This window comes from Bartonella sp. AA126HLJHH (assembly GCF_042197425.1).
In the GTDB taxonomy this organism is placed as follows: domain Bacteria; phylum Pseudomonadota; class Alphaproteobacteria; order Rhizobiales; family Rhizobiaceae; genus Bartonella.
Window position 1 is genome coordinate 1 of the sequence record NZ_JBHIRU010000013.1, and the last position, 19060, is coordinate 19060.

Annotated in this window: 19 protein-coding genes, 1 tRNA gene and 2 pseudogenes; 12 read left to right on the forward strand and 10 right to left on the reverse strand. The window is 39.4% G+C overall.

Annotated elements, in window-relative coordinates; all coding sequences use genetic code 11:
- From ACFIQC_RS06860 to ACFIQC_RS06880, 5 genes are all read left to right on the forward strand, one after another.
- Positions 1 to 319: hypothetical protein (locus tag ACFIQC_RS06860; RefSeq protein WP_375706929.1), on the forward strand; the 319-nt coding region annotated here is incomplete at its 5' end.
- Positions 320 to 382: 63 nt separating this feature from the next.
- Entirely contained in the window at positions 383 to 1045 is a 663-nt protein-coding gene (locus ACFIQC_RS06865) for a lysozyme (RefSeq protein WP_375651361.1), read from the forward strand.
- Positions 1042 to 1269: a hypothetical protein gene (locus ACFIQC_RS06870; RefSeq protein ID WP_375611041.1), complete on the forward strand. Its 228-nt coding sequence runs from the start codon at positions 1042 to 1044 to the stop codon at positions 1267 to 1269. The genes ACFIQC_RS06865 and ACFIQC_RS06870 overlap by 4 nt, the downstream gene beginning before the upstream one ends.
- Positions 1270 to 1385: 116 nt before the next feature.
- Positions 1386 to 1616, forward strand: coding sequence for a hypothetical protein (locus tag ACFIQC_RS06875; RefSeq protein ID WP_375637227.1), 231 nt, complete (start codon positions 1386 to 1388; stop codon positions 1614 to 1616).
- A gap of 26 nt (positions 1617 to 1642) precedes the next feature.
- Positions 1643 to 2428, forward strand: a complete 786-nt coding sequence (locus ACFIQC_RS06880) for a DNA adenine methylase (protein WP_375706930.1) — start codon at positions 1643 to 1645, stop codon at positions 2426 to 2428.
- A gap of 693 nt (positions 2429 to 3121) precedes the next feature.
- On the opposite strand, the pseudogene dut (ACFIQC_RS06885) reads toward ACFIQC_RS06880, so the two are convergent.
- The 3 genes and pseudogenes from dut (ACFIQC_RS06885) to ACFIQC_RS06895 form a co-directional block, all read right to left on the reverse strand.
- Positions 3122 to 3599: pseudogene (gene dut / locus ACFIQC_RS06885) on the reverse strand (dUTP diphosphatase).
- A gap of 188 nt (positions 3600 to 3787) precedes the next feature.
- Positions 3788 to 4318 (reverse strand): dUTP diphosphatase, encoded by a 531-nt coding sequence (gene dut, locus ACFIQC_RS06890; protein WP_375621587.1) that lies wholly within the window; start codon positions 4316 to 4318, stop codon positions 3788 to 3790.
- Between the two features lie 259 nt (positions 4319 to 4577).
- Complete coding sequence (locus ACFIQC_RS06895; protein WP_375621586.1) at positions 4578 to 5387, reverse strand: VIT1/CCC1 transporter family protein; 810 nt, start codon at positions 5385 to 5387, stop codon at positions 4578 to 4580.
- Between the two features lie 1075 nt (positions 5388 to 6462).
- Here ACFIQC_RS06895 and ACFIQC_RS06900 point away from each other — a divergent pair.
- Positions 6463 to 7110 (forward strand): hypothetical protein, encoded by a 648-nt coding sequence (locus ACFIQC_RS06900; RefSeq protein ID WP_375621585.1) that lies wholly within the window; start codon positions 6463 to 6465, stop codon positions 7108 to 7110.
- Between the two features lie 1885 nt (positions 7111 to 8995).
- Here the strand turns inward: ACFIQC_RS06900 and ACFIQC_RS06905 are convergent.
- Positions 8996 to 9520 (reverse strand): type II toxin-antitoxin system PemK/MazF family toxin, encoded by a 525-nt coding sequence (locus ACFIQC_RS06905; protein WP_375613249.1) that lies wholly within the window; start codon positions 9518 to 9520, stop codon positions 8996 to 8998.
- Between the two features lie 164 nt (positions 9521 to 9684).
- Here ACFIQC_RS06905 and ACFIQC_RS06910 point away from each other — a divergent pair, with 164 nt between their 5' ends.
- Positions 9685 to 9819 carry a hypothetical protein gene (locus tag ACFIQC_RS06910; RefSeq protein WP_375621584.1) on the forward strand — a complete coding sequence of 45 codons (135 nt, stop codon included), beginning with the start codon at positions 9685 to 9687 and terminating at the stop codon, positions 9817 to 9819.
- On the opposite strand, the gene ACFIQC_RS06915 is transcribed toward ACFIQC_RS06910, so the two are convergent.
- Positions 9816 to 10388, reverse strand: coding sequence for a disulfide bond formation protein B (locus ACFIQC_RS06915; RefSeq protein WP_375621583.1), 573 nt, complete (start codon positions 10386 to 10388; stop codon positions 9816 to 9818). The two genes, ACFIQC_RS06910 and ACFIQC_RS06915, sit on opposite strands and share 4 nt — an antisense overlap.
- A gap of 12 nt (positions 10389 to 10400) precedes the next feature.
- Complete coding sequence (locus tag ACFIQC_RS06920) at positions 10401 to 11006, reverse strand: YqaA family protein (RefSeq protein ID WP_375638304.1); 606 nt, start codon at positions 11004 to 11006, stop codon at positions 10401 to 10403.
- Positions 11007 to 11227: 221 nt separating this feature from the next.
- Here ACFIQC_RS06920 and ACFIQC_RS06925 point away from each other — a divergent pair.
- Together ACFIQC_RS06925 and ACFIQC_RS06930 are read left to right on the forward strand one after the other, a co-directional pair.
- A tRNA-Leu gene (locus tag ACFIQC_RS06925) sits at positions 11228 to 11312 on the forward strand.
- Between the two features lie 532 nt (positions 11313 to 11844).
- Positions 11845 to 11967: a hypothetical protein gene (locus ACFIQC_RS06930; RefSeq protein ID WP_375706931.1), complete on the forward strand. Its 123-nt coding sequence runs from the start codon at positions 11845 to 11847 to the stop codon at positions 11965 to 11967.
- A 677-nt stretch (positions 11968 to 12644) separates the two neighbouring features.
- On the opposite strand, the gene ACFIQC_RS06935 is transcribed toward ACFIQC_RS06930, so the two are convergent.
- From ACFIQC_RS06935 to fumC, 4 genes and pseudogenes are all read right to left on the reverse strand, one after another.
- Positions 12645 to 13532 (reverse strand): outer membrane protein, encoded by an 888-nt coding sequence (locus ACFIQC_RS06935; protein ID WP_375647122.1) that lies wholly within the window; start codon positions 13530 to 13532, stop codon positions 12645 to 12647.
- A 626-nt stretch (positions 13533 to 14158) separates the two neighbouring features.
- Positions 14159 to 14378, reverse strand: a pseudogene (locus ACFIQC_RS06940) (lyase family protein); the annotation flags it as partial.
- A 580-nt stretch (positions 14379 to 14958) separates the two neighbouring features.
- Positions 14959 to 15150, reverse strand: a complete 192-nt coding sequence (locus tag ACFIQC_RS06945) for a hypothetical protein (protein WP_375640900.1) — start codon at positions 15148 to 15150, stop codon at positions 14959 to 14961.
- A 133-nt stretch (positions 15151 to 15283) separates the two neighbouring features.
- Positions 15284 to 16672: a class II fumarate hydratase gene (gene fumC / locus ACFIQC_RS06950; protein WP_375611602.1), complete on the reverse strand. Its 1389-nt coding sequence runs from the start codon at positions 16670 to 16672 to the stop codon at positions 15284 to 15286.
- Between the two features lie 227 nt (positions 16673 to 16899).
- Here fumC and groES point away from each other — a divergent pair, with 227 nt between their 5' ends.
- The 3 genes from groES to ACFIQC_RS06965 form a co-directional block, all read left to right on the forward strand.
- Positions 16900 to 17196, forward strand: a complete 297-nt coding sequence (groES, locus tag ACFIQC_RS06955; protein ID WP_005774667.1) for a co-chaperone GroES — start codon at positions 16900 to 16902, stop codon at positions 17194 to 17196.
- Positions 17197 to 17254: 58 nt separating this feature from the next.
- A complete protein-coding gene (gene groL / locus ACFIQC_RS06960) occupies positions 17255 to 18898 on the forward strand; it encodes a chaperonin GroEL (protein ID WP_273790908.1) in 1644 nt (547 codons plus the stop codon).
- On the forward strand, positions 18873 to 19060 hold a 188-nt coding region (locus tag ACFIQC_RS06965), incomplete at its 3' end, for a hypothetical protein (protein ID WP_375706949.1). The genes groL and ACFIQC_RS06965, both read left to right, overlap by 26 nt.

A 19060-nucleotide genomic window follows, 5' to 3' on the forward strand; every position in this document is an offset into this window, starting at 1 on the left:
TCCAGAACATTTAAATAGCAAAGAAGATTATCTGAACATGCTTTCTTTTGACAAAGTTGAAACAGTAAGAAGGCTAGGGAATCTTTTAACAACACGTTTTTATTGGGTTTTTGTTAAAGAGCTTGGAGAGGGAGAAGAGGGGATTGAAGATGACACGCATAAGGTTTGTCTAACAACAACAATGCCGTTTGATTCAAATGGTGATTTTGTAGAAAAGCGTTGTCAGTATGAATTACAGGAAAGCGACTATGCGCCGCTCTTTCAACTTGGCTTTCGTGTTGAAGAAGTCGAGCAGCTGATCAAAGAGCATAGCCAATAGAGATCATAAGAAAACATTTTTATGCCGCCTCACTTTTGTGGGGCTTTTTTTATGGAGCGTCAGATGAGAAAGATATCGAAAGAAGGATTAGAGCTTATCAAACAATGGGAAGGTTTGCGTTTAGAGGCATATAGAGACACGGCATGTATCTGGACGATTGGTTATGGTCACACCAGCAATGCGGGTCACCCCCTTGTCAAAAAAGGCATGTGTATTAGCCAAAAGCAAGCAGAAGAAATCCTTTGTGAAGACTTAAAGCAATTTGAGCAGACGGTAGAGGAATCGGTGACGGTTTCGTTAACGGATTGCCAATTCGCGGCATTGGTCTCATTTTGCTATAATGTAGGAACAGCTGCTTTTCGCAAGTCAACCTTATTGAAGAAGCTTAATCAAGGGGATTATGAAGCCGTACCCTTAGAATTACAGAAATGGAATAAGGTCGGTGGGAAGCCTCTTGCGGGTTTAGCCAACCGTCGAGCAGCAGAAGCGGGATTATGGGTAAAAGGGGCTTATGTTTCTTCGAATTATCAAAGGGTAGAAACGAAAACAGCAAGCGGTCTTTTAAAGATAGAAGCACTTGCCCCGATTATAGGGTCTTGTTCGGGGTTTGGAGGCTTGTTGGTTGGCAATGGTCCGGTGCAATGGGCTTTAGCAGGTATCATGGTTTTAGCGGCTGTAACGGGCATAGTGATTGTCGCCAAGCGGTTTGGGGAGCAACGCTTATGATTTTTTGGCTAAAGAAATATTCTCTTATGTTTACAGCGGCTTTAGCCGTTTTTTTTATGGCTTTAGCCAAGGCATTTCAGCTTGGCAAGCAAAGCGAACGGCAAAAGCAAACAGAGAATGCTTTAAAGACAGCAACAACCCGTCTTGAGGTAGAAAATGAAGTTAATCGAAAAAGTGATGCTGGTGTGCGCTCTGAACTTTCTCGTTGGGTGCGCGGCAAATAGGTCTGTTTCTTGTGGTGGCTGGTTGCCCATTTATTTGGATAATCAGGATGTTGAGGTCATCAGTTCCAACCTTGCAAGAGATATTTTGAAGCATAACAAGCAGGGAGCCCATTTATGTGGTTGGAAAGATGGTCAAGAAACGAAGCAGCAAAGATAAAGATCTTACAGAAACAGAACAACAGCTCCTTCACGAGATGATAGAGACCTATCAAGGCTTAAAGATGATGTCACGCTTTATGAAGTGGATTGCCTTCATTCTCTTTATGTTTATTATCGATTTTTCCCGTTGCGTGGACGCCATAGAGAATAGCTTCTCACATCTTAAAAGATGGATAACAAAAAGTTAGAACTCACAAAATCTTTCCTTTAAAACATGACGAAACAAGAATTTACACAAACATTGTTTGCGTGGATGGGTGGTAAACACTATCTGCGTAAGAAAATTATACCGATTTTAAATAATATTGACCACGAAACCTATGTTGAACCGTTTTTAGGCTCTGGTGTTATTTTCCTAAATAAAAGACCAGCAAAATATTCTGTCATTAATGATTTGAATGGAGAGATCACGAATCTGTTTCAATGCGTTCAAAATGACTTTGATGATTTAGCCAAACGACTAGAATGGTTTGTTTGTTCAAGACAGTTGTTTTTTGAACTTGCGGCGATTGAACCAGAAAGCCTTTCCAAAGTTGAAAGAGCCGCCCGTTTTTTGTTTCTCCAACGTTGTGTGATGTATGGGAAAAAAGATTATGTCTCTTTTAGTTTTGGAAGGAAAAAGCCTATAGCATTTAATCCCGAAAAGCTGTTATCAAGGATGAGACGTGTTAGACAGAAGCTTCTTGATACGACGATCTTAAATTTGTCGTGGGAACGGGTTATCGAGCTATTTGATGCACCCGACAGTTTATTTTACCTAGACCCGCCTTATTTTGTAAAGAAGAAGTGTTACAGCTCTGGGAATTTTGTTGAAGATGATTTTGTGAGTATGGCAAAAGTTCTCAAAAGCATACAAGGCAAATTTGTCTTGAGTCTGAATGATTGTGATGCGGTTCGAGAGATTTTTAAGGATTTTGACTTTTTAGAATTAGAGACCCTTTGGACCTCTGGTTTTGCTAAAAAACCACCCCGAAAAGAACTCTTGATTCGCAATCATTAAGAGACGTGTTGCAAAATCCTATTCCCTAACTTTTATTTACGCGTCCCTCACTGTAAAAAAGCTGTATAAATACAGCAAGTTATTTTTACATAAAACTTACATGTTATCCATAAATGGTATAACGGTAAAGCCCCCGTAAAATAATCAAAAAACCTATCAAACATCACCATCTTTACGCTTAACAAAAGAGCAAGCGAGCACCATTATCGTATTTATATTTTTTTCCCAATGTTGCGATAGTGTTTAGGACACGTATTCATTATAGGCATTTTTCCAGTTTTTATCTGCATGCTAGCCACGTTTGGAATGTGAGAAACATGCTTTTGATTGATTTAATAAAATAGGCTTGCCATAAAACAATCTTACAGTATTGAGATTTCTCATTTAAGTTGAAAGACAATTCATTATTATTATAAATCAATATGATGTATAGATTGTCGACATTACAAGCAGTGTGTGAACGCTCAATGGTTAGTGCCAATGTTTTTGTTATGGGGGAGGGGTATCTGGTGATAATGAAGTTTTGTATAGTGCACGAGACGTAATTGAGAGATGCTTGTTTAGAGGTGCGTTTAGTGAAAAAACTTTGAAAGCAAATGCGCACTCCTTGTGCACTTTAAAAGCTCAAAGAATTTCCAGTGAAAGAGTGGTTGGGTATGTGTTATTTTGAGAGTAGCGATTTTTCAGAGCTTCTTAAGTGTGTCCCGTTGAACCAAAACCTCCTGTTCCACGGCTCTCGTTATGGCTTTGGGTATTTTGCTCTGGTTCAATGGCGCAAACATTAACTTGGGATACAGGGGCGATGACTGTTTGGGCAATGGCGCGCATGCCCCGTTTAAATGGAAAAGTCTTCTTGGCCTAAATTGATAAGAAGGAGTTTGACTTCACTTCCGGATAGTCACACTCAATCGTTCTTGGAGTGTTGAGGCATGTAATGCCCGTGTTTTAAGGCTAAGCCAGAGCGTGGACGGATGCGTGCTTCACAAGCCCCACGTGATAAATGAAAAATTGAGACCTGTTGGAATAAGTGTCCGCTGCTCAGGGGCAAGAACCAGTGTTTCTTCTTTACCAATTGCTGCTTGTAAATCCAAGACCAGCAGAACCAGCCGTTGTGTAGTGAGGAAGTTCTAAATCTTGTCCCAAGTGCAAGACACTGAACGGATAAAGTCAGGGGATGTGAAGATCGAGAAGAGACAGGAGAAGAGTAAGGATACTTGTTTAGAGGGGCGTTTAGTGAAAAAACTTTAAAAGCAAATGCGCACTCCTTGTGTACTTTAAAAGCCCAAGGGGTTTTAAGTGAAAGAGTGGTTGGAATAAGTGTGTGTGTTATTTTAAGGATAGCGATTTTTTCAGAGCTTCTTAAGTGTGTCCCGTTGAACCAAAACCTCCTGTTCCACGGCTCTCGTTATGGTTTTGGGTACTTTGCTCTGGTTCAATGGCGCAAACATTGACTTGGGATACGGGAGCGATGACTGTTTGGGCAATGCGCATGCCTCGTTGGATGGAAAAGTCTTCTTGTCCTAAATTGATAAGAAGGACTTTGACTTCACCACGGTAGTCACTATCAATCGTTCCTGGAGTGTTGAGGCATGTGATGCCGTGTTTTAAGGCTAAGCCAGAGCGTGGACGTATTTGTGCTTCAAACCCAAGAGATAAATGAAAAATGAGACCTGTTGGAATAAGCGCCCGCTGCCCAGGGGCAAGAACAAGCGTTTCTTCTTCTCCAATTGCTGCCCGTAGATCAAGACCCGCAGAACCCGCTGTCGCGTAGCAAGGAAGTTCTAAACCTTGTCCGTGTGCAAGACGCTGAACAAATAAAGTCTGGGCATGTGAAGATTGAGAAGAGACAGGATGATTGTTTAGAGAGGCGTTGGTTTCAGTGTGCGACATGATCGAGGCATTTCCAAAATATGAGGTCTAGAAGAAAATGATACTTTAACAAAAGATATCTATAAAACCAAGTCGATAAAGGTGTGTGGATATAGGTTGTCCCCAGAGCTTGCTTATCATCTCTTACTGACCTAAAATATTCCACAACACCACCTAACATTATCAATGGCATTTTTCAATAATGGCATCATCAAGGATGGCTTATGCCTAGGGGCATGCGCTTATTTGAGATCTAAATTGTGGTTACAGATAAGATTTTTTAGATACTACCGATAAGAATACCCGTGGCAAAAACCAGAGCTCCCCCAATGATGACCTGTAAAGAGGCGCGCCAAAAGGGAGTGGACATGTATTTGTTCTGAATCCAGACGATGGCGCCTAGTTCGAAAAAAACAATGATAAAAGCAATAATTGTCGCTACATAAAAAGAGTTGATCAAATAGGGAAGAGTATGACCTAGTCCTCCTAATGTTGTCATAATGCCGCTGGCAAGACCTCTTTTTAATGGCGAACCACGCCCTGATAATTTTCCGTCATCATGGGCTGCTTCTGTGAAACCCATTGAAAGCCCTGCACCAATTGAAGCTGAGAGCCCTATCAAAAAAGTTTGATGCGTGTCTCCCGTGGCAAAAGCTGCGGCAAAAATGGGGGCAAGGGTAGAGACAGAGCCATCCATTAACCCTGCAAGACCTGGTTGAATCCAAGTCAAAAGTGTTTGTCTTTGCGTTTTCGAGGGTTTTTTTATGGTGTGATTTGCCGCTGTTGTTTTTTGGGAGGGATGGCGGCTTTTGCCTTTCACAAGAGAAGTTTTGTCACATAATGAACCGATAGTGTTTGCACGATTATGGCAAGAAAGGCACAAAAGTTGCTTATAATTTTTAAGCTCTTGAAGCCCCATGGCGGTAAAAACCGCGGCTTCCTTAGAGGAATAAGGTGCTAGAGCTTTTGCATATTTTAAATAGAGCGCCGCATGTTGCTCTTTTAATTTGAGCGCTTTAAGTATCACGTTTTGTGCTGAACGAAAGGACAGAGCTTTACGTTGTACAAATGAAAAAAACAATTTCAACATTTTCTGTTCCTTTGCACTTTAGAATAATTCTAAAACATAAGAAAAATAAACCGAAAGTCAATCTAAAAGTTCAAAACTGAAAAATTGCAAAAAGGTTGCACTGAGAAAAAAGGTGCTGGGATGCTGAGAAAGTACAAGGAGATTTATCAAATGGAGACGACAGGGGCGCATGAAAGAAATGATTACGTGAAAAAATTTAAGAGACAATGTGCTTTATTTTGCTAAAGGGGCGTTTGAATGGAGCATTTCAATGTATTGATGTTCGAGAATATAGGAAAGGAATAAGCTAGCATCATCATTCATTTTATGCGTTCAAAAGACTGTAACAGCTCTTAGAATTTGAAATGATTCTTTTAAAGGAGATCTTTATTCAAGGGATAAAAGCCCATTTCGCGTGGGGGCCCCGTGAAGAGTATAGAAGGGTAGAGCAGCAAAATGTCCATGAAATAATATAAACTCCATTGAGTCTTCTTAATCTTTACGCTTCGTAAAAGAGCAAGCCGGCATCATCATACACCTTAGCTCCCAGTGTTGCGACAGTCTTTAGCACGGTTCATTATAGGCATGGCATTTTATTGTACAGTTTTTACGCCACTCATTCTGCTTGTGGAGGTGTAAGACAGTATTCTTATGATATTTACGCGCATTTTAGCGTTGTTACAGCTTTTGCATTTAGGTGGATTTGTTAGCGTGTAACGAATTATCTTTTGTGCTGTGATTGCAGGGGCAGGTTTAAGGGTGGGGGTGCATAAATGAGAGAGATATTATCATATCAAACTGTTTGATCACGCATAAAAATTTATGCTTTATGAAGGGGCATTTATCGCCTTGTAACTTGCCTGATATCTTGCATGAAAGCCCAAAATTCAGTAAAATTCTCTCACTTCAAAACTTCTTATCTTAAATCAATTCAAATCATTTTCTTGTGTATCACAAGGAGGAGTGTGGGTGCTGTGTTTTTATTTAAAGTATGGGATGAGTTGAAATGTGAAAAGTGCATAATCTCTACGCGTTAACAAACGTTTTTGATGTTTTTAAAAAAGAGCGAAATTGTGCAGAAAAAAAGGGAGCATATATGGAAAATAGTGATGGTTTGAAATTTTGGCGGCTTTCTGAAAAACTAACAATACTGCAGGCAGCGCTTTTAATAGTTGGATTAAATCCAGGAAAGTATTTGTTTGTCAACAAATTAGAACCAGAAAAAAGTGATATTTACGAAGATAACCTTTCCGTATCATCAGAGAAAACTGCTAATTTCCGTGCAGCCTATCATGCTATCGTTCAAGCGGGAAAAAGCAATCGATTAGAGATAGAATGGTCGTACTATAATTTTTCGGATTTTATAGATGCAGATTCCTCATATGTTCGCGTTGATGATTTAAAAGAATGGCTTTCGTCGCGTGGTCTGCGTCCTGCGTTTTTTTTCCCTGAGGATAATTTTGCTGAGACTAAGGATCAAAAATATGCGTTTCAAGATCCAACGCATCCACGTTATGCTCCAAAGCTTGCTGCTATTGTTGCAGCATGGGAAGCGGTGAGTGAGGCTGAGGGTGGTAAAACTGTTAAAGGAACGCTTATAAAGTGGCTTAGTGATAATGCCGTTCAGTACAAGTTGGTGGATGATAATAATTTACCAAGAGAGAAGCTCATTGAGGAATTAGCGGCTGTTGCGAATTGGGAACCTACCGGAGGGGCTCCTAAGACACCTGCCAGCTCTCTTTGATCAAAAGAAAAAAAATAAAAAGATCACTAAAATTGTGCTGCTTTTTTTGATAATTTTGAAGGTAATCTCTTTTTCTGGGGGAGATTTTTACTTTTCTTCCCTAGATTATAAGTAATTGTTTTTCAATGAAAATAATTTTTATAGTGTTCCTCTGACTGTTCAGGCGGGGGAAAATAGACATTTTGCGGCAGTAAAATTTACCCTGTAGTTTTCGTAACTTACCTCTCTATTTTTGTTTGATTTTTTTGGTCATTTTTAAAATCCAAATCAATTAAAATGGAGTGCAACATGATTAAAGTTAATCTTTTTTTTACTATGCGTAAAAGTGTGAAAATTTTTCGAGGAAATGTACGGATATTTGGCAATGTGTTGCGGATGAGGTGGTACATAAATCGTTTAGAGTAGGTGTATTGTCGTGTTGGTTAAAGTTTGAACTTATCCTTGTTATGGAAAAGGTCAAAACTGAGCGCCATACGTTCTCTCCATAAAGAAATCTTGTCATCTATGAGCGAGTGAGGATTTCTCTTGAAAAATTTGCACAATAATAAAACTGGTTAGCAAAACCCGTTCTGTGGTGTAACAAAAAGAATGTCATAAATGATTATCTCATCATAAATATGCTTTAAGAATAACCCGTGCGTGGCGAAAGTCTATGGCGTAGTCGCTATAGATTTTTGCTCCGTGTGTGGTGATCAATGCTCTTGTTTATCTCTTGTCAATGCAAGTGCCCATGAAAGTGATGGGTGTCTATTGTTCCATTGTGATGCTTGGTTGTTCATGTTTAGAAACGACAAGTGTATTAAATGCGATAGGGCTGATAGAAAGGAAAACGTATCCTGTAAAAAATAGGTATGTCTTTAAAATAAAGCTGATAAACGAAATTATTTTTTTATCTACCTTTTATATGGTGAGAGAAAGGTATTCAAAGTGCAAGCATACGCAATTTAGCAGTAAATCCCAAAATAGCATAGATCGTTTCTCGGAAAAGGGGAAGAAAATCTATCTGTAAAAGCTATGTTGGGTCGTGTGACAGGTGAAATAATGCGGTTAGGGCAATAAACAATTGTTATTGGTGAAGAGATAGAAATCGGTTGGGTGTTGATTTCTGTTTTACTACAGAATTTTCTTTGTTATCTCGTAAAAATACTATTTTGAGGTGTGGTGATGTAAGTTCTGTGTTTAGCGTTATCGTTATCAATCGGTTATCATATGGTAAGTAAACTAATATTATTCAGATTATATAAGCATTATTAGCTCTCTTTAACAGAAACAGATGCGTTCAAAGATGAATGGAGTATTCTGTGTAGTCTTAAAGCGTTTGAATCATTAAATGCTCTTTACTATTTTTTTCTTTTCAAAAATGCTGGCTTTTTCATCCGCTTCATCCGTATTGAGGGACGTAAATAAACAAGTTGTGAGGTCGAATATCTTTTGGTAAATTGAGCGATTGAACACTTCAAGAGCGCGAAGAACAAGGGATTGTTTGTTATGCCAAATTATGAAATTTTTTTCAATCTTGGAAAGATATTCCCATTGCGGAAAATCATATAAAGTTTAAGCAACGGCAGAACGATTTTTTGTGCAATGAAATGATAAGTATGTACAACATCTCGGTAATCTCCGTGGGAAACTTTACCGGATCCAAGGTGTGGATATTGTCTTCTGCTTACCCAAAATCGCAAATATTTCAAAACAACAACGGTGGAGAATGAATGTTGGATATGTTCTAGGGAAGGTTGCAAAAAATGGCAGTTTTCAAAAAAATACCAAAAATGACGAAAGGAGCGGTTTCCCACTCCTTCGTTCCTATCTCCCCTTGCGGGGAAGCGGCCACCATTACTGATGCCGTGTATGGTGATATAGATACACTTATTTTTCTCAAAAGTCAATAGTGTAAATGCGGTAAATATTTAAGCATCAGAGCTACAACTTTATGAAAATCTTCGCAGGATAATCTTGGAACGGTACGTGAGCAACTTAAACGACTTACAGAAACTGTTGTGACATAATTGCAGATAATCCATGCTTTTTTATTCTCTATGGGAGATTGTATTGGATACGCAGCGGGATTATTGGGTTGTGATTTCGTTGAAAAAGGTAAAACTGTCACATTTCCATATAATTTTGCATTCTTAGAAAGCACTAAAACAGGCCGCTTTTTCCAAAATTCAGGGAGTATCGAATCATGAGGAAAATCGCACCAAAAAACTTGCCTGATGCGTGGTGCCGATTTGATTCGTGGTTTTATATGAGGTGGTTTTTCGTAAGGCGCATTTAAATCCCTTTCTTTTATATGCTCACGCCATGCATTATGATCATGTTCCATCATAACACATGGTTCTTCAAGTTTGGTTATATCTAAGGAAATAGGTGATAGGGTAGAAGGCTCTGTGTTCTTATCTTCAGCCATAGCAGACCATTTATATTTATTGGTCCCCTCACTTATTATTTTACGGCTTTTCTATCACGAGTTTTTATCAAAATGTTGCTTATAAGTACAGAGAGGTGAAACCATAAAATGGATGTATCTGCTTATTTTTGTCTTTTGAGTACAACGCTAGAGGAGGGATGTTGGTGACTCGTTGGTGTGGGTGGGTTGGTTTGGCGGTGGGTGGTTCTGGGTGGGGATTGGTGACTGGAGGGTTGTTGGTAGGGGAAAGCGATTGGAGAGAACGAGTGCACGCGGTTTCGTTTCTATTTTATGGTTAGAGTTTTTTATGGACTGAAAGGAGCCCTTTTGAAGTAATATAGAGGCTTATAAGGGAGAAAAATAGGCTTGAGACGACATTCCAACCGGCAAATGAGAGAAAAAGAAAGCGTGCGGATGCTTCAGAACAAGAAGGAGGATGAATGTTGTTTAATTGGTTAAGCAGCTGGTTAATGTCTGAGGTTTTTCTGACTGCGCTTAAACCACAACTGAGGGGAGCTGCCCAAAAGCCATATTCAACACCCGCATGATAAACGGCTAAAACAAGGCTGATGCACATTAAGACAAAAACACACAAAAATAAAAGTTGTATCCAAGCAGTTATGCGAAAAAAACATGCCCCAAAACCTGCTAAGAGCAAAAATGGTATGGCTCCATAATAAGGAAAACGCTCTATGAGACATAAATCGCAAGGAAGATATCCTCCGAAATATTCAAAACCAAGGGCAATCCCTATTGTGGCAGACAAGCAAAAAGCGAGAAAAAAAGCCCATAAACTTTGTTCTTTTCTGCTGGGTTCAAGATGAAGGTGTTTGTGTAAAAGTGGGTGAGAAGACAAAACGCATGCCATTAAGTCTGTTCCTTATAAAAGCTTCCTGTTTAAAAAAGCTATGAAAATCCCATAAATTAAAAGGAGGCTAACACAACCAATGAGAACAATCCATTTAAAATGCTGTACTAGAAAATTCATTGCTTTTTGCCCAAAATGTTTAATCAGCCACGCGAGAAGATAAAAACGAGCGCCTCTGGAAAAAATACAAATAAGAATGAAAAATTCAAGACGCACACTCATAACACCGGCCAAAATTGTGACAATCTTGATGGGGGGAAGATGAAAAAAACCTGATGTTATCAGTAAAATGATGAGAAATTGCAGGGTTGCACTATTTTTCAGTGATTCAAAACTTTCAACCTTACCATAAATTTCTAAAATGGGTTTGGCAAGGGTATCATAGGCAAAATGTCCGATAAACCAACCGGCAATGCCTCCTAATACAGAACAGATTGTCGCAATCAAAGCATAGCGATAAACCCGCTTTTGATGGATAAGAAGCATCGGAATATATAAAACATCTATGGGAATTGGAAAAACAGAACTTTCAATAAAGGCAATGAAACCAAGCCAGTGTGGTGCTGTACGCCGATTTGCTAAAGAAATCGTCCAAAGCTTTAATTTGTTTAATATCATGAGGCTTTTATAAGTTTAAGAGGTAAAGACTTTACAAATGAGATTGCTATAAATCCGGTAGAGAAATCCAATAAAGAAAGTATTTCATAAAATAGATAAGAAAATGATATGAATTCTTAAAAAATGAGAAGTCTTCTGTTGACGAATCTGTTCTTCTTCATATAGTGCAAAGGAATAATCGACAAGTCTGTCTTTTATAGTCCTGTCTTTTATAGCAGTGTGCGGGTGTGGTGGAACTGGTAGACGCGCCAGACTCAAAATCTGGTTCCGAGAGGAGTGTCGGTTCGAGTCCGACCACCCGCACCACTTCATAAATATTTTCCTTTATCCTGTTATGGCGCATCACGTTGTTTTATAAAACATGGGGGTTATAAAACGTGGGATTTATAGACCGTATTCAATGTTTTGTATGTTGAATGAAAAACCTCGAATACCGTAGGATTCTCTCATTTCAAGTCTGCTTATAGTAAATCAACCAAAATCATGTCGCTCGTGCGTTACAAGCTAGATGAGCTCGCGTGGAGTGAAATTTTACAAAAAATGAATAAAAATGCCTCTTATGAACCGTTTCAAGGGCATCATTGGAGGTAAAGTATATGATGGATGGTGCCAGCTTGCATTTTTATGAAGTGTAGAGATGGTGCTCTATAGATTTTATATTCCTGTGGGTGCTGTCGCAAAATGGGCTTGAGGGTTTTGAGAGCTGTTTCTTTAAAACACGCATGTGAATTGGCAATCCAAGTGTCTTGGATTTGAGTGTGTTTGGTTTGAAGCGTTGTCGTATGACATGAGGGGCGTGATCGCCAAAAAGATATGTGAGAAACAAAAGCATGGGGCAATGTGTAATCTCCACTCTTTAAAAGACAGGAGCTTTAGAGGCTTAAAAAATAGTGCTTTAGAGGCTTTTGAAAGTCGTAAAGCAGAGGGAAATGGTAAGATTGGAAATTGGTTTTTACCTTGACAACTTCATGTGCTCCCTAAATGAAGCTGTCTCCCCGTTATAGAAATTACATAAACAGAGAACCGCAATATCCTCTCTCCACTCTGGCATACAATAGCGGTAAAATACTGTCGTTTGAAGTGTGGTCATATAGGGCATACTTCCTTGAAACGTTACAGTATTTTTTTCGGTGTGTGTTGGATATTCTTCAGTGTTTGTCTTGCTTGAGATTTAAGGGCATTCCATGAGGAGGAGCCCAAAGAAGCCCGCCCAATATCCCCCAAGAGTCTCCAAGGGTTTTTGTGCTTTTATAAACGGACATGGTGTTTAAAAATGGGTGTTTAGAATCTTTATCCTTTAAGAGCGGGGAGGCCAAGTCAACATCATCTTATAAAACTGCAATTGATGCACAATATCTATATTTATTTTAAAGAAATATCTCTTAAATAACGGCTCTCATTTATTTTACGATGGCGCCCAGTGGTATGATGGTAAAGCTTTATATTCCAAAGGCATTACATGAAAGGCTGAGAGGATAGGAGCTTGCTTTAAGAGAGGGAGAGGCTTTATTGTTTCGTGACTATTTGTTTACAGTTTAGTACAGGTTTTTAGAAGCTACGTCTTTTTAGGGGGAAAGGGGCATTAAAAAACCCCGTTTTTTACAGGGTTTTTTAATCGTTCAATTTTTCTAAAAAAACTTAGAATTTATAAGCGATACCAAAGCGAACATCATGCGTTTGAGAAGAGATTTTAAGGTTATCGTTTGCAAATTTCTTTTTAAAAAAATCTGAATAACGATATTCTGTCCGCATAATGATATTATCTGTCATTGCAAGATCAAAACCACCACCAACAGTGTAACCAAACATTGTTTTTGTCTCATCTAACACATTGCCAGAAGCAAAAATTGTCGAATCTTCTTGCGATTTTGATAAAAGTGACATGATATATTGCATCTGTCTATAGGCTATACCCCCTGCAATATAAGGCATAAGACGATGGGAAGCAAAACCTATACGCGCGCGCGTGGCACCAGACCACGTTTCTTTCAATGTTACACTGCTAACAATAATGTCACCATAGTTGGATATCGTTTCACCCTGAGCTGCAGGTTTTATGATAGGAATCCCAGCTTTTTTAAAGGCAATGTTAATGGAGTTTGATTCATCTAGAATTTTCTTTCCATTGTCTGTTTGGGTGCTTTTCCTCCCAGACCAGACCATGTCGGTATCAAAACTGAAAACAAGATCTCCCAGATCAATATTAGAACCTGCATACAAACCTGCTCTCAATCCTGATAGTTTCGGTGATAAATCTCTATCAACCAAAGCCCATTTTCCGTCCCTGGCTTCTTGTGCGTAATTTAGAGTATTTTTATTGGAAAAATATCCAATTTGTCCTCCAAAATAAAAACCAGACCAAGAAAAAGGCGCAGAAACAGTAACCGGTGAAATACGTGACGATGAAACATCTTGCAATGAAACCTTCGGTTCTGATTGCTTAAAGATTACCGTATCTGCTGCTTGCGCTGTTGAAGCGGTAATGAAGGTGAAAATAGATAGTGCAACTAAACATTTTGTTTTCATAAAAACGTCCCCAATTTATTTCAGATACAAATCGTATTATATACAAATTGGTTAAAAAAATCTATACTTAATATCATTATGAAAACTAAAACACTCAAAAACTCTATAATTATCCATATTTAAGCGTTCTTAAAACTTGTTTTCATGCTATTATGCTGGGTTTATATTGATTTTTCAGGATTTTTTTATACGCCTTCAGTGTTCTCTGTGTTTTAGAAAAAATTTTAGTATAGTAAATAAGCTTTTTACTTATTAAAAAAACATTATTTTATACATATTAAAACACTTTTTGTTATTAAATGTATTATCCATTATGATTGACATCAATGTGCTTACATATTCAATTGATCGTAAAAAATGCATATTGGCACCATCATATTCTTTGCTCGTTTCTGATATTGCATAGCTTTGTATTGCGGTAGCCTTTTGAGCACTCGAGGGGATGGGCGACTTTATTTCTTTTTTATCTATATGCCACTTTTGCTTATGATAATCCAAGCGAATAGTTTTGATTGATTGAATGGAATACGAAGAATCAGAAGGAGTAAAGTGCGAGAATCTCAAGTCTCATGAGGTTTCTTATGCGCCATGTAAAACGGATAAACTCTCCGTTCCGTTCACTTAAAGCCAGAACGTGGATGAGAGCCTAAAAACTGAAAGTCGTTGGCTATTTTAAAGAGATTAGCGCGTGCATTCAGGTTTTTGTGGAAATGGGTGAGGGCGCCATAATGGGCAAATGCCTCCAATTTCTTGCGAGCTGTCAAGGATATCCCCGTTAGAGAGCTGATTGTTTCAGCAAAGGTCAAAACCTTTCGGTGCATTGAATTTTGTTCCAACAGCTGTTCCTCTATTGAGCACCCCCATCTTCACGCTTCATAAAAGAGACATTTTTCAATGTTCCTAAACCCATTTCATGACAGCGATTGTGAATGGTATAATAATAAATCTATTGAGCATCTCTTTTACGCTTCATAAAGGAGCACGCCGGTACCATTACTATATTTGCCAGTTCGTGGGGTGTTGTGACAGTCCTCTCCACAATGTTGTGACAGAGGCCCCTTTGTCCGTTGTGACAGTCCTTGGCACTTGAGGTGGTTCATTAGAGCCGTTTGTAGTCCTTATCGGATACAATTTCTATTCACACATTCATTGCGTTTGTGATGTGCAAGTCAATGATTTTGATTGATGCAACATGGGACAGATTTAAAATGAGAAAATCTTACGGTCTTTAGGATTCTCATTCAATATGGATAACGCTAGATTATCATTATAAATAAACACATTATCTCATTGAGATAAGAGTTATCTACCCAATGTTATCAATAATGATAACATTGTAAAGCGTAACTACGATGAATTCATTAATCTTTTTATACTTCGATTGAAATTATGTCTATTAATACCGATAATACCGATTTTTTTGAGCTCATTCTGTTTGGTTGATAGCTAATAGATTTTCAAAATCAAAACGCGAAGCTAGAATGAAAAACACCTTAAGGTCATATCCATTTAAATCACTTTCTGCCAGTATAGCCATTGGGTGTTGAGCTATGACTATCCATGCCTTTCCAAAACCGTTGTGCCTTTTAAGTACAATATAAGCAACAAAAACACCCATAGTATAAATGCGGCTCAGAGCCTAAAATGAACGCTGTGGGTAATTGTTATAGGTCATCATCGGGGTGTAAACACCCCGATCTTTTGACAGAAAGATTTGTTTTAAGATGTTTGCATCTTTTTTAGTGGGTTGTTTATTGGGGAGCAATCATCTTTTTAGGATCAACTAATCGGTCATAATCCTCTACAAAAACACCTGCTTTTAATGCTTCGGTGCGCAAAGTTGTATCATTTTTATGCGCTGCTTTGGCAATTTCAGCAGCTTTTTCATAGCCAATTTCTGGTGCAAGAGCTGTGACTAACATGAGTGAGCGCTCCATGAGTGAGTGAATATGAACACGATTGGCCCGTAATCCTTGAATGCAATGCATATCAAAAGAACGCATGCAATCACCAAGAAGGGTAATTGATTGTAAAACGTTATAGCCAATAACAGGTTTATAAACGTTGAGTTCAAAATGTCCTTGGCTTGCGGCAAAGGTTACGCTGGTGTGATTACCAAAAACTTGGCATGCGACCATGGTTAAGGCTTCACATTGCGTGGGGTTGACTTTGCCGGGCATAATAGAAGATCCGGGTTCATTTTCAGGAAGACTGAGTTCCCCTAAACCGGAACGTGGACCAGAGCCTAAAAACCGAATGTCATTGGCAATTTTAAACAGATCAGCAGCGAGAGCATTCAAGCTCCCGTGGAAATGCGCAAGGGCGCCATGATGGGCAAGTGCTTCAAATTTATTGCTGGCAGTTTGGAACGTTATTTCTGTGAGAGTGCTCACTGTTTGCGCAAAAGCAACGTCAAAACCTTTTGGCGCATTCAGCCCTGTGCCAACAGCCGTACCACCTTGAGCAAGCATTTGGACATCGGTTAGAGCATTTTCAATACGCTGAAAATTGGCTTCTAATGCGGCACGATAGCCTGAAAATTCTTGCCCTAAGGTTAAAGGGGTTGCATCTTGCGTATGGGTGCGGCCGATTTTAATGATATCTGCAAATTCTTGCTCTTTTTGTTTTAATGTCGCAATAAGAGCTTCAAGGATTGGCAGTAAGTGTTGGCGTGTTTGCAACGTGGTGGCAATGTGAAGCGCCGTGGGAAAGGAATCGTTCGATGATTGGCTCATGTTGACATGGTCATTGGGATGAACTGGTTTTTTGCTTCCAAGTTTTCCTCCCAAAATCTTACTAGCACGATTAGCAATGACTTCATTGACATTCATATTGCTTTGTGTGCCAGAACCTGTTTGCCAGACGGACAGTGGAAAATGCGTATCAAAATCGCCAGCAAGCACTTCATCAGCGGCGGCAATAATTGCTTTTCCAATATTTTCTGGTAGTTTTCCTTTGCCCATATTTACAATCGCTGCTGCTTTTTTGACAAGGACTAAGGCATAGATGATGGCAAGAGGCTGCTTTTCACTGCCAATATTAAAATTATGCAGAGAACGTTCAGTTTGTGCGCCCCAATAACGATCTTGACGTACCGAAATCGTTCCAAAGCTATCCGTTTCCTGACGTGTTTCAACCATGATAAGATCCTTTTTTGTTCACGGGTTCTCAAAAAAGATAGATAACGCGAAAGTGCAATAAGAGGCAAGACTTTGAAGCTTCATTTAGAGAAATTATTTTTATGGCTATTCTTGACATTGAGAGATGCCGATTTTATATCTAACACATGCTAGCACTCGTAATTTGAGAGTGCTAGTAAGAACTTTTAAGATTAATTCAATTATGTTCAGTTTTAAGGATTTAAAACATGGCTAATATACAATTCCGCCCACTTCACGACCGTGTCGTTGTCCGTCGGGTTGAATCTGAAAATAAAACGGCTGGTGGGATTATCATCCCTGATACAGCAAAAGAAAAACCCCAAGAAGGCGAAGTGATTGCTGTTGGCAATGGCGCTCTCGATGATAACGGAAAGCGCGTGCCTTTAGAAGTCAAAACAGGAGACCGTATTTTGTTTGGAAAATGGTCTGGAACTGAAGTCAAGATTAATGGGGAAGACCTCCTCATCATGAAAGAATCTGACATTATGGGAATTATGGGCTAATTGAAGCACTTAGTTTTTCATTGTGTACTATTTTGAGAAAACTCCAAGGAGAAATTAAATGGCTGCTAAAGAAGTCAAATTTGGCCGTGAAGCGCGTGAGCGTTTGTTGCGCGGTGTCGACATCCTTGCTAATGCTGTTAAGGTGACACTCGGCCCTAAAGGTCGCAATGTGGTGATTGATAAATCATTCGGTGCGCCTCGTATCACAAAAGATGGTGTATCCGTTGCAAAGGAAATCGAACTGGAAGATAAGTTCGAAAATATGGGTGCACAAATGTTGCGCGAAGTTGCTTCTAAAACCAATGATATCGCTGGTGATGGAACAACAACAGCAACTGTTTTAGGACAAGCTATTGTGCAAGAAGGTGTTAAAGCTGTTGCTGCGGGCATGAACCCAATGGATCTTAAACGTGGGATTGATGCTGCTGTTGAAGAAGTGGTGGCAAACCTCTTCAAAAAAGCAAAAAAAATTCAAACTTCAGCAGAAATTGCACAGGTGGGAACAATTTCCGCTAATGGCGCTGCTGAAATCGGTAAAATGATCGCTGATGCTATGGAAAAAGTGGGCAATGAAGGCGTCATTACCGTTGAAGAAGCTAAAACCGCTGAAACGGAATTAGAAGTCGTTGAAGGAATGCAATTTGACCGTGGGTATCTTTCCCCTTATTTTGTAACAAATGCTGAGAAAATGGTCGCTGATCTTGATGATCCTTACATTCTCATTCACGAAAAGAAATTGTCTAATTTGCAATCTCTTCTTCCTGTGCTTGAAGCTGTTGTTCAGTCTGGAAAACCACTTCTCATTATCGCTGAAGATGTGGAAGGTGAAGCTTTGGCAACGCTCGTTGTCAACAAATTGCGTGGTGGTTTGAAAATTGCTGCTGTAAAAGCTCCTGGATTTGGTGACCGTCGTAAAGCAATGTTAGAGGATATCGCTATCTTGACATCCGGACAGGTTATTTCTGAAGATGTGGGCATTAAACTTGAAAATGTCACTTTGGATATGCTTGGACGTGCAAAGAAAGTGAATATTTCTAAAGAAAACACCACCATTATTGATGGTGCTGGACAAAAGAGCGAAATTACTGCTCGCGTCAATCAAATCAAGGCTCAGATTGAAGAAACAACTTCTGACTATGACCGTGAAAAATTGCAAGAAAGACTTGCTAAACTCGCTGGTGGTGTTGCTGTTATCCGTGTGGGTGGTGCAACAGAAGTTGAAGTGAAAGAAAAGAAAGACCGTGTTGATGATGCTTTGAATGCAACACGTGCTGCTGTTGAAGAAGGTATTGTTGCTGGTGGTGGTACCGCATTGTTGCGTGCAGCAAATGCGTTGACCGTTAAGGGAAGTAATCCTGACCAAGAAGCTGGTATTAGTATCGTTCGTCGTGCTCTACAAGCACCAGCGCGCCAGATTGCAAGCAATGCTGGTGAAGAAGCCGCTATTATTGTGGGCAAAGTGCTGGAAAATAATGCTGACACTTATGGTTACAATACCGCAACTGGTGAATTCGGTGATTTGATTGCTTTGGGAATTGTTGATCCTGTGAAAGTTGTGCGCTCTGCTCTTCAGAATGCGGCTTCAATTGCGAGCCTTCTGATCACAACAGAAGCAATGGTTGCTGAAGTTCCAAAGAAAGATACACCAATGCCTCCGATGCCTGCTGGCGGAATGGGTGGAATGGGCGGAATGGATTTCTAAGCTCTTATTCCATAGAAGTAATAAAGAAACGGGTCTTCTGTGCCCGTTTTTTTTATGCTTTTCATGTTTTTCAACCGGTGAATTTGGTGATTTGATTGCTTTGGGAATTGTTGATCCTGTGAAAGTTGTGCGCTCTGCTCTTCAGAATGCGGCTTCAATTGC

Coding starts and splice junctions, on each gene's coding strand:
- ACFIQC_RS06905 (WP_375613249.1), bottom strand. CDS start 9,520: ATGGCTGAAGATAAGAACACAGAGCCTTCTACCCTATCACCTATTTCC.
- groL (WP_273790908.1), top strand. CDS start 17,255: ATGGCTGCTAAAGAAGTCAAATTTGGCCGTGAAGCGCGTGAGCGTTTG.
- ACFIQC_RS06915 (WP_375621583.1), bottom strand. CDS start 10,388: ATGGCATGCGTTTTGTCTTCTCACCCACTTTTACACAAACACCTTCAT.
- ACFIQC_RS06895 (WP_375621586.1), bottom strand. CDS start 5,387: ATGTTGAAATTGTTTTTTTCATTTGTACAACGTAAAGCTCTGTCCTTT.
- ACFIQC_RS06900 (WP_375621585.1), top strand. CDS start 6,463: ATGGAAAATAGTGATGGTTTGAAATTTTGGCGGCTTTCTGAAAAACTA.
- ACFIQC_RS06935 (WP_375647122.1), bottom strand. CDS start 13,532: ATGAAAACAAAATGTTTAGTTGCACTATCTATTTTCACCTTCATTACC.
- ACFIQC_RS06870 (WP_375611041.1), top strand. CDS start 1,042: ATGATTTTTTGGCTAAAGAAATATTCTCTTATGTTTACAGCGGCTTTA.
- ACFIQC_RS06880 (WP_375706930.1), top strand. CDS start 1,643: ATGACGAAACAAGAATTTACACAAACATTGTTTGCGTGGATGGGTGGT.
- ACFIQC_RS06945 (WP_375640900.1), bottom strand. CDS start 15,150: ATGGGTGTTTTTGTTGCTTATATTGTACTTAAAAGGCACAACGGTTTT.
- dut (WP_375621587.1), bottom strand. CDS start 4,318: ATGTCGCACACTGAAACCAACGCCTCTCTAAACAATCATCCTGTCTCT.
- ACFIQC_RS06920 (WP_375638304.1), bottom strand. CDS start 11,006: ATGATATTAAACAAATTAAAGCTTTGGACGATTTCTTTAGCAAATCGG.
- ACFIQC_RS06865 (WP_375651361.1), top strand. CDS start 383: ATGAGAAAGATATCGAAAGAAGGATTAGAGCTTATCAAACAATGGGAA.
- groES (WP_005774667.1), top strand. CDS start 16,900: ATGGCTAATATACAATTCCGCCCACTTCACGACCGTGTCGTTGTCCGT.
- fumC (WP_375611602.1), bottom strand. CDS start 16,672: ATGGTTGAAACACGTCAGGAAACGGATAGCTTTGGAACGATTTCGGTA.
- ACFIQC_RS06930 (WP_375706931.1), top strand. CDS start 11,845: ATGTGTAATCTCCACTCTTTAAAAGACAGGAGCTTTAGAGGCTTAAAA.